Annotated in this window: 12 protein-coding genes; all 12 read right to left on the bottom strand. The window is 63.4% G+C overall.

What is annotated here, in order from left to right:
- Window positions 1-14 precede the first annotated feature (14 nt).
- Complete coding sequence (locus tag Q4G20_RS05860) at window positions 15-1,979, bottom strand: 3'-5' exonuclease (RefSeq protein ID WP_303342463.1); 1,965 nt, start codon at window positions 1,977-1,979, stop codon at window positions 15-17.
- On the bottom strand, window positions 1,973-2,347 hold the full coding sequence (locus Q4G20_RS05855; protein WP_303342462.1) for a response regulator transcription factor: 375 nt from the start codon (window positions 2,345-2,347) through the stop codon (window positions 1,973-1,975). The genes Q4G20_RS05860 and Q4G20_RS05855 overlap by 7 nt, the downstream gene beginning before the upstream one ends.
- Window positions 2,319-2,846, bottom strand: coding sequence for a hypothetical protein (locus Q4G20_RS05850; protein WP_303342461.1), 528 nt, complete (start codon window positions 2,844-2,846; stop codon window positions 2,319-2,321). Before Q4G20_RS05850 ends, Q4G20_RS05855 begins: the two co-directional genes overlap by 29 nt.
- A complete protein-coding gene (locus Q4G20_RS05845; RefSeq protein ID WP_303342460.1) occupies window positions 2,843-4,657 on the bottom strand; it encodes a DUF294 nucleotidyltransferase-like domain-containing protein in 1,815 nt (604 codons plus the stop codon). The genes Q4G20_RS05850 and Q4G20_RS05845 overlap by 4 nt, the downstream gene beginning before the upstream one ends.
- A 53-nt stretch (window positions 4,658-4,710) precedes the next feature.
- Window positions 4,711-6,522 (bottom strand): sodium:solute symporter family protein, encoded by a 1,812-nt coding sequence (locus Q4G20_RS05840; RefSeq protein WP_303342458.1) that lies wholly within the window; start codon window positions 6,520-6,522, stop codon window positions 4,711-4,713.
- Between the two features lie 2 nt (window positions 6,523-6,524).
- Window positions 6,525-6,782, bottom strand: coding sequence for a DUF4212 domain-containing protein (locus tag Q4G20_RS05835; protein ID WP_303342457.1), 258 nt, complete (start codon window positions 6,780-6,782; stop codon window positions 6,525-6,527).
- 109 nt (window positions 6,783-6,891) lie between these two features.
- A complete protein-coding gene (gene acs, locus Q4G20_RS05830) occupies window positions 6,892-8,847 on the bottom strand; it encodes an acetate--CoA ligase (protein WP_303342456.1) in 1,956 nt (651 codons plus the stop codon).
- 170 nt (window positions 8,848-9,017) lie between these two features.
- Window positions 9,018-10,574: a SulP family inorganic anion transporter gene (locus tag Q4G20_RS05825; RefSeq protein ID WP_303342455.1), complete on the bottom strand. Its 1,557-nt coding sequence runs from the start codon at window positions 10,572-10,574 to the stop codon at window positions 9,018-9,020.
- A 58-nt stretch (window positions 10,575-10,632) separates the two neighbouring features.
- On the bottom strand, window positions 10,633-12,927 hold the full coding sequence (locus tag Q4G20_RS05820; RefSeq protein ID WP_303342454.1) for a glycosyl hydrolase family 28-related protein: 2,295 nt from the start codon (window positions 12,925-12,927) through the stop codon (window positions 10,633-10,635).
- Between the two features lie 87 nt (window positions 12,928-13,014).
- Complete coding sequence (gene trxC, locus Q4G20_RS05815; protein ID WP_303342452.1) at window positions 13,015-13,449, bottom strand: thioredoxin TrxC; 435 nt, start codon at window positions 13,447-13,449, stop codon at window positions 13,015-13,017.
- 58 nt (window positions 13,450-13,507) lie between these two features.
- Complete coding sequence (gene gcvP / locus Q4G20_RS05810; protein ID WP_303342450.1) at window positions 13,508-16,336, bottom strand: aminomethyl-transferring glycine dehydrogenase; 2,829 nt, start codon at window positions 16,334-16,336, stop codon at window positions 13,508-13,510.
- 174 nt (window positions 16,337-16,510) lie between these two features.
- Window positions 16,511-16,870: a glycine cleavage system protein GcvH gene (gcvH, locus tag Q4G20_RS05805; protein ID WP_303342449.1), complete on the bottom strand. Its 360-nt coding sequence runs from the start codon at window positions 16,868-16,870 to the stop codon at window positions 16,511-16,513.
- Between the last annotated feature and the right edge of the window lie 5 nt (window positions 16,871-16,875).

Genomic DNA, 16,875 nt, shown 5'->3' with positions numbered 1-16,875 from the left:
AACGGACCGGTCCCCTAGGGGGCCGGTTTTTCATTCGCCGGATAGGCGTCGGGGCGGATATTGGCGTCCTGAATCAAGCGGCTGTATTTCTTGCCTTCCTGCACCGCCTGTTCAAAGCGGCCGAAACCCTTGGCCTCAAGCGCGGGGATCAGGTTCAGGAACGCCTGCGCGGTTGCGATTGTGTCGCCCATGGCGGTGTGACGATCTTCGGGTGGGATGGTGATGCCCAGCCGTTCGGTCAGCGCGTCCAGCGAATGAACTTCGGCCTGACCCCAGATGATCGCGGACAGCAGCACCGTATCCAGCACGCGGTTGTCGAAATGCGCCCCGGTTTCCGCCGCCGCATGACGCAACAGCCCCATATCAAAGGGCGCGTTATGGGCGATCATCACCGTGTCTTCGGTAAAGTGCTGAAACGCGGTCAGGGCCGTGGTCAGGTCGGGCGCGTTTTTCACCATATCGTCGGTGATGCCGTGGATTTTCGTCGAAGCGGGCGGGATGGGGCGGCCCGGATTGACCAGCGTATCGAACCGTTCCCCGGTCAGCCGCCCGCGCGCAATCCGCACCCCGGCGATTTGCACGATGCGGTCGCGGGTCGGGTCCAGCCCGGTGGTTTCGGTGTCAAACACCACACAGGTCAGATCGGCCAGCCGCGATGACGCCGCCCCCCGCTGCGCCAGTGCGAAATCATAGGTCACGCCCGCATGGCCCGCCTGATCCTGCGCAATGGGCAGGGGCAGCACGATCCGCGCGTGATCGCCCGCGCGTTCGGGCCATGCGCCGGTGCCGTGGGTGGCCAGAATATCCGCGCCGGTCTGATCGGGCTGGCCGGGATCGGGGGCGGTGTTGAGCCAGCCTTCCAGCCGGTCGATGGGGACCGGCGCGCCGGGCCATTCCAGAATCAGATGCGCCTCAGCGGGATCGTCGGTGGTGACATGCAGAACCGGCGCATGGCCATCGGCGCGCAACTGCTGATCCAACAGCCGCAACAGCGCGTTCAGTGGTCCGGCATCCGCCCGCAGCGCGATGCGCGGCAGATCGTCGGTGGTCAGCCCCGCCGCCAATTCGTTCAGCCCGGCGAAAGTGCCGGGCGCGTCGCTGGCCATCGTGTCGGACAGGGCGCGCGTGGCGGCGGCCAGCCCGTGACCTTCGGACCGGATCGCCTGCGCCAATGCGGGCGGGATCGGCCCGTCCAAGGCGTCCAGCATGGGAACCAAGGTCGCGGCATGGCGGCGCAGCGATTCCAGCGTGGCGCGCGGGGCCGGGCGTTCCATGGCGCGGTCGCGCAGGATCAACAGCGTGCCGTCATCAATCCGGCGCATCCGCCCGGACAGTTGCTGGCCTTCGGTCGTCAGGACGCGCAGATCGGTGGCCTCGGCCCCCGCGGCGATGCGGGCGGCGGCGGCGTCCAAGGCTCCGCGCCCCAAATGGCGATCCAGCGGACGATCCAGAGCCAGCCCCGGCAACAGCCGCGCGGCAGATGCGTTGTAAAACACCACGCGCCCCTGCGGATCGGTCATCACCGCGCCCGCGCCGAAATCCGACAGGATGGATTCCAGCGTCGATTTTTCGCGCGCCAGTTCCGCAGCATGTTCGCGGATGGCATCAGCCAAAGCCTCGGCCGATTGGGCGCGCGCGACCGCCGCGTCACGGGCGGCGGGGCCAAGATCGGCCAGATAGCGCGCCTGTTCGGCATCGGGGGCGCGGCCCGTGCGCAGACCTCCGGCCAGGCTTTCAATGGGTTTGGCGACGTTCAGATCAAACAGATACCACACGGCGGTCAGCACCGCGATCAGGCCCAGACCGGCCAACAGCCCCCCCTGCATCAGCGCGTCCAGCATGGCGCCGGTTTCGATCCCGCGCGCGGCCAGTCCGCGCGACGCCACCCACAGCGCCGTCGCCATCAGCGCCAAGGCCACCCCCGCCAACCCCGCGAAAATCAACAGGATCCGCAGCCGCAGCGACAGCCCCATCAGCATGGCGAACCGTCCAGCAATCGCGCCATTTCCGCGCGCAGTTCCGATAATTCAAACGGTTTGGCGATGAACCCGTCCGCGCCCAAGGCCATGCCCTTGCGCCGTTCGACCTGTGATCCGCGCGCGGTCATCATCAGCACGCGCACATCCGACAGCCCGTCATCGGCGCGCACGTCCTGGACGATCTGGTATCCCGACACCTCGGGCAGCATGACATCCAGCAGCACCAGATCGGGATGCAATTCGCGGATTTTGTCCACGGCCCCCGCGCCGGTGGCGATGCGTTCGTGGCTGTGGCCTTCGCGCGTCAGCAGAAAATCCAATGCGACGGCGATGTTATCTTCATCCTCGATCACCAGTATGTTGGCCATGGCTCCCCCCTTGATGGCACACGGCAAGCAGTGCGGGATCATCGCCCGGCACTTGCGCCCAGTCGCCACGCGCGGGTTTGACCCGCGCTGCGGCACAGTCGAATTGTTGCGGCACGATGATGGTCTGACCGCGCCGTTCCACCAGCGTGATCTGCGCCATCCGGGTGCCGTCGGGCTGATCGGTGATGCTGGCCGGATCAATCGCCGCGACCCGCACCCCCACCGGCAGAACAAAGGTCCACGGCGCCCAAGGCTGAGCCGTCCGCCCCACAGCCAGCACCGCCGCGTCCGATGGCAGGCGGGCAATCGCACGGCCCGCCCAAGCGTAGTCATTCCAGACCGAATACACGACCATGGCCAGACCGATGCCCGCCGGGATTGCCCATTTGGGCGGCGTCAGCCCGGCCTTGCGCGCGGCATGAACCGCGGCATACATCAGCGCGGCCATCCCCACGCCGACCGCGATGACACCCAACACATCCGCGCCAACACCCGTCATCCCAGAATACCTTTCCCTTGGCCCACAGCCGATTGCATATTGCGCACGACGACAAAGGCGTCGCGCAGGTGGCTGCGTTCAAAATCGGGCAGGTCCGACGGCGCCAGATAATTGTCAGGCCGCCGCCCCGCCTTGACCAGTTGCGCCTGATTGTCCAGCCGCATCGTCTGGATCAGGTCATAGGCCGCAATCAGATCGCGCCCGCCGCTGGCCGAGATCACGCCATGCGCCTCGGCATCCTCAAGCCGCGCGCGGGTGTTCACCGACGGCAGCCGCCCCTTCAGCGCATAGACGCGGCCCAGATCGGTGACGGGAACCACGCCGTTCATCTTCATGTCGATCTGGTTGCGATGTTCGCCCGACCGCATGGTGGCAAAGCCGCCGATCAGCCCCAAAGGCGGGCGGTGTTTCAGCGAATTGCCAACCATATGCGCAACAAAGATCGAATTTTTCGCCGCCATATCCAGCGTTTCGCGTTGCAGATCATCCAGCATCAGCATGTCGCCGCCAATCGCGCGCAGATCGAACATGACGCTGGCCAGCATCTGCGCTTCGGGCGAAGGGGTGGCAATCCAGCCGCGGAAATAATCGCGCCAGACCCGGCGCGGCTGACGCCAGCGGGGATTGGTCGCCATCATATCGCCGGGGCAATAGACATAGCCACATTCGTTCAGCCCGTCACAGACAAACCGCGCCAGTTCCGCGAAATAGGGATCATCGGCGGGCGTGTCGTCCGACAGGATCAGGCAATTGTCCTGATCCGACACGCCGGTCTGTTCCTGCCGCCCCTGCGATCCGCAGGCCGCCCACAGATAGGGCGCGGGCGGCGGTCCCAGCCGCTGTTCCGCCAGTGCCAACAGCCGCCGCGTCACCGCATCGGCAATGTCGGTGATCATGCGGGTGATGACTTCGTGCCGGTGATGGGCCTGCACCAGACTGACCAGCAATTCGGGGATGCGGCCCGTGACGCGCACCATCTGCGCCGCGCTGCCCGCATCCGATATTTCGCGGATCAGCACGGATGAGGACACCGCCTGAACCCGCATCAGATCGGTTTGCGTGACCATGCCGACGAAATTGCCATCCTCGACCACCGGCAAATGCCCGATGCGACGTTCCAGCATCAGGTTCAGCACGTCATAGCCCAGCGATTGCGGGGTCAGAGTGATGGGGTTTTCGGTCATGATCGTGCGGACGGGACGGGTCAGGTCCATGCCCTCGGCCACGACACGGCTGGACATATCGCGGATCGTCACCAGACCCAGCAACCGCCCGTTTTCGGTGATGCCGATGCTGCTGACGCGGGCGTCGCGCATCAGGCGGGCGGCGGTGATGATCGGCGTGTCGGGCGCGCAGGCCAGCGGTTTGCCGCGCGATTGCAAAATCTCGGCCACCTTCAGCATGGCGATCGGAGCGGCCCGTTCGGGCGTCCCCCGTCCCCGGTCGAAAAACCGCGCAACCGCCCGGTTTTCGGCAATCAGGCGGCGCAGATCGGGGGCGGGCAACAGCAAGATCACGCTGTCGGTGACCGCCGTGGCGGATGTCACCGCCACGCCGTCGCGCAACAGCCCGCGTTCGCCGAATGAATTGCGCGGCCCCAGTTCGGATACCGAATCGCCGTTGCGGTCGGTCACGGCGATCTTGCCGCTTTCGATCAGATAAAGCCCCGCCAGCTTGTCGTCGATCTGGTAAACCGGGGCGCCTGCTGGCACCTGTCTGCGGCTGAAGGAACCGGCGACGCGCGCCAGTTCGTCCTGCGACAGACCGTCATAGGGATGGACCTTGGAAATAAAGCGGATGATCTGTTCCATATCAGGCCCCATTGGGTTGATGCCGCGCCCCGGTTCGGGACGCGGCCATGGTGTCAGTGATCGACCGCCGCACCCGCGCCGCGCGGAATACGGATGGATTCGACCAGATCCTGCACATCCGCCGGCGGTTCCTGCGTCATTTGCGACACGATGAAGGCGGTGATGAAGTTCAGGCCAGCACCGACCACCCCGAACGAGGCGGGCGCAACACCCAGCATCCAATAGGCGGGCTCATCCGGCAGCATATTCGTGCCTGCGATGAAGAACCACCCTTTGTAAACAAAGATGTAGACAACGGTTGCGACCAGACCGACCAGCATCCCGGCAATTGCACCTTCTTTGTTGATGCGTTTGCTAAAGATACCCATCATCAGCACCGGGAAGATCGTCGCCGCCGCCAGACCAAAGGCCAAGGCCACGGTTTGCGCGGCAAAGCCCGGCGGGTTCAGACCCAGAAGGGTGGCGACCGCAATCGACAGCGCCATCGAAATACGCGCCGCGTTCAGTTCGCCTTTTTCGCTGATATTGGGGTTGATCGCGCCCTTGATCAGGTCATGCGACACCGCCGACGAAATCGCCAGCAGCAGACCCGCCGCCGTGGACAGCGCCGCAGCCAAGGCACCGGCGGCCACGATGGCAATCACCCAGCCCGGCAGGTTGGCGATTTCCGGGTTGGCCAGAACCATGATGTCCTGACTGATGGTGGTCAGTTCGTTGCCAGCCCAGCCCTGTTCAGCGGCCATTTGCTGAATGGCCGACCCTTCGGGCGCGCGGTCGTTGTAGTATTGGATCAGACCGTCGCCGTTCTTATCCTCCCACCCCAACAGGCCGGTTTGTTCCCAGGTCCGCATCCAGTTCAGGTCCGGGCGTGTCTGGATGTCGGCCAGCGACACCGCATCCTGCGAAAAGGTCTGGCCAGCCTCGGCACCCGGCCACATGGTCGTGGTCAGGTTCAGACGGGCCATGGCCCCAACCGCCGGCGCAACCGTGTAAAGCAGCGCGATGAACACCAAGGCCCAACCGGCAGATGCGCGGGCGTCCGACACCTTCGGCACGGTAAAGAACCGGATGATGACATGCGGCAGGCCCGCGGTCCCGATCATCAGCGCCAGCGTGAACAGCAGCATGTTCGCCGTGGACCCGTGATGGCCGGTATAGCTGTGAAAGCCCAGATCGGTGACGACCTGATCCAGTTTCACCAGCAGATGCATCCCCGATGCGTCATGCGTGCCAAACAGGCCCAGCTGCGGCAGGAAATTCCCGGTCAGTTGCAGCGAAATGAACACCGCCGGAATGGTGTAGGCGATGATCAGAACGACATATTGCGCCACCTGCGTATAGGTCACGCCCTTCATGCCGCCCAACACGGCATAGGCAAACACCACGACCGAGCCGATCAGCAGCCCCGAGGTTTTCGAGATCTCCAGATAGCGGCTGAAGGTGATGCCCACGCCCTCCATCTGGCCGATCACATAGGTGATGGAAATGGTCAGCAGACAGATCACGCCGATAATCCGCGCCGTTTGCGAATAGAAACGGTCGCCGATAAACTCTGGCACGGTGAATTTGCCGAATTTCCGCAGATACGGGGCCAGAAGCAGCGCCAGCAGCACATAACCGCCCGTCCACCCCATCAGGAAGGTGGAATTGTCGTAACCCGTGAACGAAATCAGGCCCGCCATCGAAATGAACGACGCCGCCGACATCCAGTCAGCGCCCGTGGCCATCCCGTTCATGACCGGGTGAACGCCCCGGTTTGCGGCATAAAATTCCGCCGTCGATCCGGCGCGCGCCCAGATGGCGATGCCGAAATACAGCGCGAATGTCAGGCCGACGATAATCAGGTTCAGCGTAAATTGTGTCATGATTATTCATCCACGCCATGTTCGCGGTCCAGACGGTTCATCCGTGCCGCATACCAGAAAATCAGCACCAGAAAGACCAGAATGGCCCCCTGTTGCGCGAACCAGAACCCCAGATCGGTGCCACCAATCGGGATCCCCGCCAGCATCGGGCGCAGCACAATGCCAAAGCCATATGATGCCAAAGCCCAGATCCCCAGACAGATGTAAATGATCCGCAGGTTCGCCTGCCAATAGGCGTTGCTTGATTGTTTATCGCTCATGTCCCTTCGGTTCCTCCCCTTGCGACATACCCCTTGATCCCGCCTGTGATGCGCGCCCGGCGGCGGGGACCGGGCGCAAGGGTGGGCGCGTCCGACGCGCCGACCGGTGTTATTCGCGGTTCATCCGGTTTTCGATCAGATCGTCCACGACTTCGGGTTCGGCCAGGGTCGAAATATCGCCCAGGCTGCCGTAATCATTTTCAGCGATCTTGCGCAGGATGCGGCGCATGATTTTGCCCGACCGCGTTTTCGGCATACCGGGCGCCCATTGGATCAGATCCGGGCTGGCGATCGGGCCGATTTCCGCGCGCACCCATTTGACCAGTTCGGCGCGCAGGTCCTCGGACGGTTCGATCCCGTTCATCAAGGTGACATAGGCGTAGATGCCCTGACCTTTCAGCGAATGGGGATAACCGACGACGGCGGCCTCGGCGACCTTGGCGTGGGCGACAAGGGCCGATTCGACCTCGGCCGTGCCCATGCGGTGACCGCTGACATTGATCACGTCATCGACGCGGCCGGTGATCCAGTAATACCCGTCCTGATCGCGGCGGCAGCCGTCGCCGGTGAAGTAATAGCCGGGATATTGCTGGAAATAGGCTTCTTCGAACCGTTCGTGATCGCCCCAGAGCGTGCGCATCTGACCGGGCCAGCTGTCCGAAATGCACAGCACGCCTTCGACATCGTTCCCTTCGACGACCTGCGCGGTTTGCGCGTCCAGAACGGCGGGCTTGACGCCAAAGAAGGGCAGCGTGGCCGATCCCGGTTTCGTTTCAATCGCGCCGGGCAGGGCGGTGATCATGTGACCGCCGGTTTCCGTCTGCCAGAACGTGTCCACGATGGGGCAATTTCCTTTGCCCACATGGTCGTTATACCACCGCCATGCTTCGGGGTTGATGGGTTCGCCCACCGATCCCAGCACGCGCAGCGACGACAGATCGTGCTTTTCGACCCATTCCGGCCCCTTGCCCATCAGCGACCGAATCGCGGTCGGCGCGGTGTAGAACTGGGTGACTTTGTGTTTCGCGCAGACCTCCCAGAACCGCCCGGCATCGGGAAAGGTCGGCACGCCTTCGAACATGATGGTCGTCGCGCCGTTGGCCAGCGGGCCATAGACGATATAGCTGTGGCCCGTGACCCAGCCCACATCGGCGGTGCACCAGTAAACATCGCCTTCCTGATAATCAAACACATATTGATGCGTCATCGAGGCATAGACCAGATAACCGCCGGTGGTATGCACCACGCCTTTGGGTTTGCCGGTCGATCCGCTGGTATAGAGAATGAACAGAGGATCCTCGGCCCCCATCGGGCGGGGCGGGCAGTCGGGGCTGGCGGTTTCCATCAGCGCCTTCACATCGACATCGCGGCCCTGAACCCAGGTCGTCTGATCGCCGGTGTGTTTCACCACCAGACAGCGCACCCGGTCCGAACAATGCAGCAGCGCGGCGTCGGTGTTGGATTTCAGCGCCGTGCGCCGCCCGCCACGCGGGGCGGTGTCGGCGGTGATGACGATTTTTGCGCCCGAATCGTTGATGCGGTTGGCCAAAGCGTCCGGCGAAAAGCCCGCAAACACGATCGAATGAACCGCGCCGATCCGCGCACAGGCCAGCATGGCATAGGCGGCTTCGGGGATCATCGGCAGGTAAATCACCACCCGGTCGCCGCGCATCACGCCCTGCGACAGCAGCACATTCGCCATGCGGTTCACGTTTTCCGCCAACTGGTTATAGGTGATGTGCTGCGACCCGCTGGCCGGATCATCGGGTTCAAAGATGATCGCGGTCTGGTCGCCTTTGGTCGCCAGATGGCGGTCAATGCAGTTGACGGATGCGTTCAGAATCCCGTCCTCGAACCATTTGATGCTGACCTGACCCAGCGTGAAATCGGTGTTTTTCACCACGGAATAGGGGTGAATCCAGTCCAGCCGCTGCCCTTCGCGGCCCCAGAACGCGTCCGGGTCCTGCACCGATTCGGCATACATCCGTTGGTAATCATCCGGCCCGATATGGGCGCCCTTCATATTGGGCGGAATCGCGTGTTTGTCAGTGTTTTCAGTGGTCATGACGTCCCCTCCCTGCGGTCATGCGGGGGTCTTGGGATATGTCGCAACAGCATTATCCAAAGACCCGTTCCGCAAAGTTAATCACAGAGCGGGACTTTTGTTAAGCTGTTTTTTTTGTTGGATAATTTTGTAAATTTCTTGACGGAAATGAACGGGTGTTTGTAAATTATTCACAGTTCCGTCATGGCGCGGGCCTGATCGGCCGTGGCGGCGCGGGCGACATTGCCGGGGATTTGCGCGCGCAAACCCGGCGTGCCGCCGATCACCACCACCTGCGTTCCGTGCCGCGCCATCCGCACCGCCAGATCACCGATCATCTGCGCACCCGTCGCGTCCAGCAGTGGCACCGCCGTCATGTCCAGCATCAGCAGGCGCGGGCGTAACTGCACCCGTGCAAACACATTTTCCAGCCGCGCGACCGACCCGAAGAACACCGGCCCGCGCAGGCAGATGGTCATTTCGTCGTCGCGGTCGGGGCTGTCATCGGCGCTGTCGGGCAACACGCCGCAATCGCGCGCCATCCGTGCGATGAACAAAATCCCGGCCAAGGCCATGCCAATCACGATCCCATCGGTCAGATCGCGCAGCACCACGGCCAAGAACGTCACGGCCATCACCCCCGCCTCGGCCCGGTCCAGCCGGATCAGCGACCGGATCGCGTGCCATTCGATCATTTTCCACGCGACCAGCATCAGCAGCCCCGCCAGCCCGGCCAGCGGAATCGCCCCGACCAAGGGTGCGGCGACCATCAAAAACACCAGCAATATCGCGGCATGGATCATGCCTGAACCGGGGCCGTGGCTGCCTGCCTTGACGTTCGTGGCGGTGCGGGCAATCGTGCCGGTGGTGCAGAACCCGCCAAACAGCCCGACCGCGATATTGGCGATGCCCTGCCCGATCAGTTCGTCATCCGGGCGCATCCGCGTTCCCGCCATCTGATCCGCAACCATGGCCGACAGCAGCGATTCAATCGCGCCCAGCAGCGTGAACCCCACGGCAAAGGGCAGCGCCGCCATCATCAGCCCCGCATCCAACACCGGCAGTTCGGGCATGGGCAGGCTGCGCGGCAGGTCTCCGAACCGGTCAAAGACCGTCGGCGCGGGCAAAATCAGCGCGGCCAGAGTGGCCACGATAATGCCGATCAGCAGCGACGGCAGGCGCGGCGCGAACCTCTGACAGCCCAGAATCGTGGTCACCGTCAACGCGGCGACCGTCACCGACGCGCCGCTGACCGTATCGCGCGCGGCCCACAACACCGGCAATTTGTGCAGAAATTCGGCGGGTTCGGGTTCGCTCAGCGTCAGGCCCAGCAGGTCGCGCAACTGGCTGGCGGCGATGATGACGCCGATGCCCGCCGTGAACCCGATCACCACCGGATAGGGGACAAACCGGATCGTGCCGCCCAGACGCAGCGCGCCCAAAATCGCCAGCATGATGCCCGACATGACGGTGGCCAAAATCAGCCCCGGCACGCCAATCTGGGCGACACAGGCCGCGACCAACACGATAAAGGCCCCCGCAGGCCCGCCGATCTGATGCCGCGTGCCGCCCGCCGCGCTGACCAGAAAGCCGCCGATGATGGCGGTGACCAGCCCTTTGTCCGGCGACAGGCCGCTGGCAATCGCAATCGCCAGCGACAAAGGCAGCGCAACAATGGCGACGGTCAGGCCCGCCACCAAATCTTTGCGGTTGAATGAAAAATCCAGAATGGCGGGGCGGTATGACATGGGCGTTTCCTTGGCTGTCGCGACCATTGACAGCCAAGGAACAGATGTCAACCGGGCGCTATTGCGGGCGGTCCATCCGAGCGTAAACGGCCACCCGCCCGCGCACCGGCTGCGCCCATGACAGGCGAATCTGCCGTTTCGCTGTGCCGATTTCGGTGGCGACGGCGGGCGCGCCATCCACGCGGCGACCCGACCCATCCATCAGCGCGGATTCGTTCACGACCGATTGCACCGATTTCGCCCAACCCTGAAACGGCAGGCCGGTCAGCGCGGGCAAGGTCCATGTCGCGGTGGCCGTGCTTTGATTATGCTGCACCATCAAGGGGTTGGCGACATAGGTGTTGATGCCGTTGAAGGTGTTCGCCTCGAACTGCACATTGCGCATCCGGTTGTAATCCAGATCCGCAATCGACGTATCCACCCGGTCGATGCGGTCCACATTGCCATAGAGCGCCTTGAACACATTGCCCACGACATTCAGCCCGTGGATGAAATGCCCCCGGCCATAGGGTTTGACCGTCAGCCATGTAAACCACGACGCCGTATTCGAACACAGGAAGGTATTGCCGGTGATTGTCAGCCCGCCAAAGCTGAACTCATTCCCCGTAAAGTCGGGATAGGCGCTGTGTTCGTTCGTCCATTCAATCGACGCATTATCGACATAGTTTCCGGTGATCGTGGTCTGGTTGTTGGTCAGCGTCATCACCAACCCGGCATAGCGCAGACCCTGACCCGATCCGTCCCCCTGAAACCAGTGATTGCCGGAAATGATATGCCCGCCGCCATTGGCGACCATGAAATGCGCAAACCGGACAAAGCGGTTGTTGCGGATTTTCACGTCATTGGCGTTGACGTTGATCGCCACGGTGGTGCGTTGCTGCGCGGGCAGGTGCATTTCGCTGGACAGGAACTGGCAGCGGTCGATCAGCATATCCTGACAGCCGCGCCCGATGGATGTGATGCCGCGATCCTTGGGGCGGGTGATATAACAATCACGCACGGCGATCATGTCGCCCTTGATCGGCAACAGAATCGCGCTCGCGATGCTTTCACAGGCAAAGTCGAGATCGTCGAAATTCAGCCGATCCACCTGCGGAACGCCGGAAAAATCAAACAGATAGCGGTATCGTTCAAAGTCAAAGCTGCGTGTCATCGCACCGCCATACAGCGGCTGGGACAGGGTCAGGCGACGGCGGGCCACGTCTTTGCCGTTGACATACACCTCGCGCCCGACGCCTTGGCCGCTGACGCGGCTGCCAATTTCGATCGCGGCGACATTGGCGACATTGGTCAGCATCAACGGGCTGCGCGGGTCATAACTGGCGGTGCTGGTCCATTTGCCGGTCTCCCATGCCGGGCCGGGGCGGGCCATGATGCTGCCGTTGCGGATCACGCGGCGGTTGGAATAGCCGGTCAGCGCGGGCGCGACATCCGACAGGATCAGCGGTTCGGTCAGGTCCACGCGCCGTCCTTTCAGGTCCAGTGCGACGTGGTCGGTATAGCCCAGCAGCGCCTGCAACGCTTTTTTCATGCCTTGGGTTTCGTCCTTGAACGCGTCGGCATAGGTCGGGAAATCAAAGCTTTGCATGAACGCAATGCGCGCGGTGTCAGGGCAGGTCAGCTTGCCCTGAAACCGGATGGGGCTGTTGATCGACAAGTCGGACCCGATCAAAAACGTGCCATCCGACACCAGCACCGACCGCCCCCGCGCCGCGTTATCGGCGGCCAGAAACGCCTCGCGGTCATCGGTGCGCCCGTCGCCCACCGCGCCAAAATCGCGCACATCCACCCAATCCAGCAGAGACGGGACAAAGGCCGATGTGATGTCGTCAATACGGATGGATTCGATGCGGATCGCGCCGCCATTCGGCCCGATCAGATCCAGCCCGAAATGCCCGAATACCGGTCGCGTTCCCCAAGGCATATCCACGCCCGCGCGGTTGCCCACGCCGATAATGGCGCTGATTTCGACGACCTCGCCATGATTGCGCAGGGCGGTGATGGGACCGGTGGTGGTCAGGCCCGTGACCGCGCGGCGGCTGCCGTCGCCCGCCCATCCGGCAATCTGCACGCTGCATAGCGGCCCGGCGACCGCCTTAACCCGCGCCGACACGCGCAGATAAACCCCCGGAATCATGGGGGTTTCACCCATAAACCGCAGGCGGGTGGTGGTGGCCTGTTTCTGAATCTCCAGACAGGCGCCAAAATCCTGATCGGCGGGGACCAGGGCGGCATTGCTGGCCGAGGCCCATGTCGCCGTGCCGGATTGGCCCGTGCTGCGCGACCAACTGGACAGCCCGGCGCGGAAGGCGGGCGGCATCAGCAGCAAACCGTTAGTGATGGCGATATTCATTGGCAAACCCCTTTGGCGCGTGATTCCCGTGACCCTGTGGGCCACGGCTGACGCGCCGCAGTAAGGTTTACCGGCGTTAACGCGGCCTTAACGCACCGCGCGTTGCGCAAATTCGATGATCGCCGAGGCCGGGCGCGCGCCTGCGGCCCGGTCGATTTCGCGGCCCCGCGCAAACAAAATCAGCGCCGGAATCCCGCGAATGGCCCAGCGTTTGCTGGCCTCGGGCGCCTGTTCGGTGTCGATCTTCGCCAACCGCACCTGACCACGCAACGCCCCCGCCGCACGGTCAAATTCGGGTGCCATCGACCGGCACGGCCCGCACCACGGCGCCCAGAAATCCACCAGCAAGGGCAGATCATCGTTGCGCGCGGCCTTAACCAAGGTGGCGTAATCCACAGCCACCGGTTTGCCTGCAATCAACCCCGCGCCACAGGTGCCACATTTCGCCGCCGCCACCCGGTCAGACGGCACCCGGTTCACCTGCGCACAGGCCAGACAGGTCAGTTTCAATGATTCAGTCATCGGTTACGTCTTTGCACAGAAATCGAAAAAGGCGGCCCCGCAAGGCCGCCTTTCTGGTTTATTCGTAATCGGCCAGCGGCGGGCAGGTGCAGATCAGGTTGCGGTCGCCGTGGACGTTATCGACGCGCCCCACGGGCGGCCAGTATTTGTCCACCCGGAACGCGCCCGGCGGGAAACAGCCCTGTTCGCGCGAATATTCGCGGGTCCAGTCGGCGACCAGATCCTCGACCGTGTGGGGGGCGTGGCGCAGAGGGCTGGCCTCGGGCGCGATGCGGCCCTCGGCCACGTCGGTGATTTCATCGCGGATCGCCAGCAGAGCGGTGATAAAGCGGTCGATTTCCGCCTTGGTTTCCGATTCCGTCGGTTCGACCATCAGGGTGCCAGCGACCGGCCAGCTCATCGTTGGGGCATGGAAACCGTTGTCGATCAGGCGCTTGGCAATGTCATCCACCGTCACGCCATGTTCGGCAAAGGGCCGGGTGTCCAGAATACATTCATGCGCCACGCGGCCCCGGTTGCCCATGAACAGGATCGGATAGGCCCCGGCCAAACGGCTGGCGATATAGTTGGCGTTCAAAATCGCGACCCGAGTCGCCTGCGTCAGCCCGGCCCCGCCCATCATCAGGCAATAGGCCCATGAAATCAACAGGATCGACGCCGACCCAAACGGCGCTGCCGACACCGCGCCGCTGTCCGCATCGCGCGGATCACCCGGCAGATGCGGCGCCAGATGCGCCTTGACCCCGATCGGCCCCATGCCCGGACCGCCGCCGCCATGCGGGATGGCAAAGGTTTTATGCAGGTTCAGGTGGCTGACATCGCCGCCAATCTCACCCGGTTTCACCAGCCCGACCAAGGCGTTCATATTCGCGCCGTCGATATAGACCTGCCCGCCATGGTCATGCGTGATGCGGCAAACATCGCGGACGGTATCTTCGAACACGCCATGCGTGCTGGGATAGGTGATCATCACCGCCGCCAGCTTGTCGCCCGCCTTGGCGGCTTTGTCGGTGAAATCCTCCAGATCAATATCGCCGTTCGGGGCGGATTTGACGACCACAACCTTCATCCCGCACATCTGCGCCGATGCGGGATTCGTGCCATGCGCCGACACCGGGATCAGGCAGATGTCGCGCTGATCGTCGCCATTGGCGCGGTGATAGGCCTGAATCGTCAACAGCCCCGCATATTCGCCCTGCGCGCCGCTGTTGGGCTGCATCGAAAACGCGTCATAGCCGGTAATCTGGCACAGTTTGTCCTGCAAATCGCCAATCGCCTCGGCATAGCCCGCGGCCTGATCGGCGGGCGCAAAGGGATGCAGCGCGCCAAATTCGGGCCAGGTGATCGGCATCATTTCGGCCGCCGCGTTCAGCTTCATCGTGCAAGACCCCAGCGGGATCATCGCGCGGTCCAGTGCCAGATCGCGATCCGACAGCCGCCGCATATAACGCATCATCTCGGATTCCGCCCGGTTCATATGGAACACCGGATGGGTCAGATAATCGCTGTCGCGCAGCAGATCGGCGGGGATGGCGGGTTCGGTCGCCATGGCGGGCGCGTCGGTGATGCCGAACGCATCCAGCAGCCGCGCAATCACGCCCGCATCGGTGGTTTCATCCACGCTGATGCCCACGCGGTCGGTGCCAACCCGGCGCAGGTTGATGCCGCGATGTCGGGCGGCGGCCATGATGCCCTGTTGCCCCACGCCGACGCGCACGGTGATGGTGTCGAAAAACGCATCCGGCGCGACCTCGGCCCCCGCCGCACGCAGGGCGTTTGCGATGGTCACCGCGTTCAGATGCACCCGCTGCGCAATCGCGCGCAGCCCCACCGGCCCATGAAACACGGCATAGAACGACGCCATCACCGCCAGCAAAGCCTGCGCGGTGCAGACATTCGACGTGGCCTTTTCGCGGCGGATATGCTGTTCGCGCGTTTGCAGCGCCAGACGATAGGCTTTACGCCCCGCTGCATCAATCGACACGCCGACGATGCGGCCCGGCATGGTGCGCTTCAATTCATCGCGGCAGGCCATGAACGCGGCATGCGGCCCGCCATAGCCCATCGGCACGCCAAACCGCTGCGCCGAACCCACGGCAATATCGGCCCCCATGGCCCCCGGTTCGCGCAACAGACACAGCGCCAACAGATCGGTCGCCACAATCGCCAAGGCCCCCGCGCCATGCAGCGCGTCAATATCGGCGGTCAGATCGCGGACATGGCCATAGGTGCCGGGATATTGGAAAATCGCGCCAAAGACGGTGGCAGGGTCCAGATCGCCCGCCGCGCCCTCGATCACCTCAACGCCCAGCGGCAGCGCGCGGGTGCGCAGCACCGCAATCGTCTGCGGGTGCAGGTTGCGGTCGGCAAAGAACGCGCGCGCTTTGGATTTCGACTGACGCAGCGCCATGGCCATGGCTTCGGCCGCCGCCGTCGCCTCGTCCAGCAGAGACGCATTGGCGACGGGCAAGCCGGTCAGATCGGCCACCATGGTCTGATAATTCAGCAACGCCTCAAGCCGCCCTTGCGCGATTTCGGGCTGATACGGGGTATAGGCCGTATACCAGGCTGGATTTTCCAGAATATTGCGCTGAATCGCGGGCGGCGTGACGGTGCCGTAATAGCCCTGCCCGATCAGGCTGGTCATAACCCGGTTTTTCGCCGCCACCTGCTTCATGCGCGCCAGCAGCGCGGCCTCGGACAGAGGTTCCCAATCCAGCGGCTGATCCTGACGAATCGCGGCGGGAACGGTCTGTTCAATCAGCGCATCCAGACTGTCGGCACCGACGGCGCGCAGCATGTCGTCCATCTCGGCGGGGCTGGGGCCGATATGGCGGCGATTGGCGAAATCATCGGGGTTATAGTCGGTGGGATTCCAACCGCTCATGCGCTTACTCCTGAACACCCGGCTGACGATGCGGCGGGTCCGTATATCTTCTGTGCGGAAATATCCGCGGGGGTGAGACGGGTTAGAAAAAGGTCCAGTGGACCTTTTTCCCGGCGAACGCCCGCCCCCGTGGGGCGGGCTGGGGGGGGGCAGACGGCCCCCCGGCCTGTCGGATTAACCGATCATCTCGTTATAGGCGGCTTCATCCATGAACCCGTCCAGATCAACGCCGCCCGCGGGCTTGATGCGGAAAAACCATGCGGTCATCGGGTCGGCGTTCACATCGCCCGGCGCATCGGCCAGGGCCGAGTTGACGGCGGTGATGACGCCCGCGACCGGAGCCACAATGTCGGATGCGGCCTTAACCGATTCGATCACGACGATTTCTTCGCCAGCTTCGACGTCGCGGCCTTCTTCGGGCAGTTCGATGAACACGACATCGCCCAATTGTTCGCTGGCATGTTGGGTAATGCCGACGATCAGGTCATCCCCTTCGGCGCGCAGCCATTCGTGATCTTCGGTGTATTTCAGCATGGGTC

The sequence above is a fragment of the Paracoccus sp. (in: a-proteobacteria) genome (assembly GCF_030538495.1).
Lineage (GTDB): Bacteria > Pseudomonadota > Alphaproteobacteria > Rhodobacterales > Rhodobacteraceae > Paracoccus.
The sequence above is the reverse complement of the archived record's forward strand: the minus strand, read 5'-3'. Positions and strand labels throughout refer to the sequence as shown.

What these genes read in the sequence shown, in the direction of transcription:
- trxC (WP_303342452.1), bottom strand. Translation starts at nt 13,449, where the DNA reads ATGACTGAATCATTGAAACTGACCTGTCTGGCCTGTGCGCAGGTGAAC.
- Q4G20_RS05835 (WP_303342457.1), bottom strand. Translation starts at nt 6,782, where the DNA reads ATGAGCGATAAACAATCAAGCAACGCCTATTGGCAGGCGAACCTGCGG.
- gcvP (WP_303342450.1), bottom strand. Translation starts at nt 16,336, where the DNA reads ATGAGCGGTTGGAATCCCACCGACTATAACCCCGATGATTTCGCCAAT.
- Q4G20_RS05850 (WP_303342461.1), bottom strand. Translation starts at nt 2,846, where the DNA reads ATGACGGGTGTTGGCGCGGATGTGTTGGGTGTCATCGCGGTCGGCGTG.
- gcvH (WP_303342449.1), bottom strand. Translation starts at nt 16,870, where the DNA reads ATGCTGAAATACACCGAAGATCACGAATGGCTGCGCGCCGAAGGGGAT.
- Q4G20_RS05860 (WP_303342463.1), bottom strand. Translation starts at nt 1,979, where the DNA reads ATGCTGATGGGGCTGTCGCTGCGGCTGCGGATCCTGTTGATTTTCGCG.
- Q4G20_RS05825 (WP_303342455.1), bottom strand. Translation starts at nt 10,574, where the DNA reads ATGTCATACCGCCCCGCCATTCTGGATTTTTCATTCAACCGCAAAGAT.
- Q4G20_RS05845 (WP_303342460.1), bottom strand. Translation starts at nt 4,657, where the DNA reads ATGGAACAGATCATCCGCTTTATTTCCAAGGTCCATCCCTATGACGGT.
- Q4G20_RS05820 (WP_303342454.1), bottom strand. Translation starts at nt 12,927, where the DNA reads ATGAATATCGCCATCACTAACGGTTTGCTGCTGATGCCGCCCGCCTTC.
- acs (WP_303342456.1), bottom strand. Translation starts at nt 8,847, where the DNA reads ATGACCACTGAAAACACTGACAAACACGCGATTCCGCCCAATATGAAG.
- Q4G20_RS05840 (WP_303342458.1), bottom strand. Translation starts at nt 6,522, where the DNA reads ATGACACAATTTACGCTGAACCTGATTATCGTCGGCCTGACATTCGCG.
- Q4G20_RS05855 (WP_303342462.1), bottom strand. Translation starts at nt 2,347, where the DNA reads ATGGCCAACATACTGGTGATCGAGGATGAAGATAACATCGCCGTCGCA.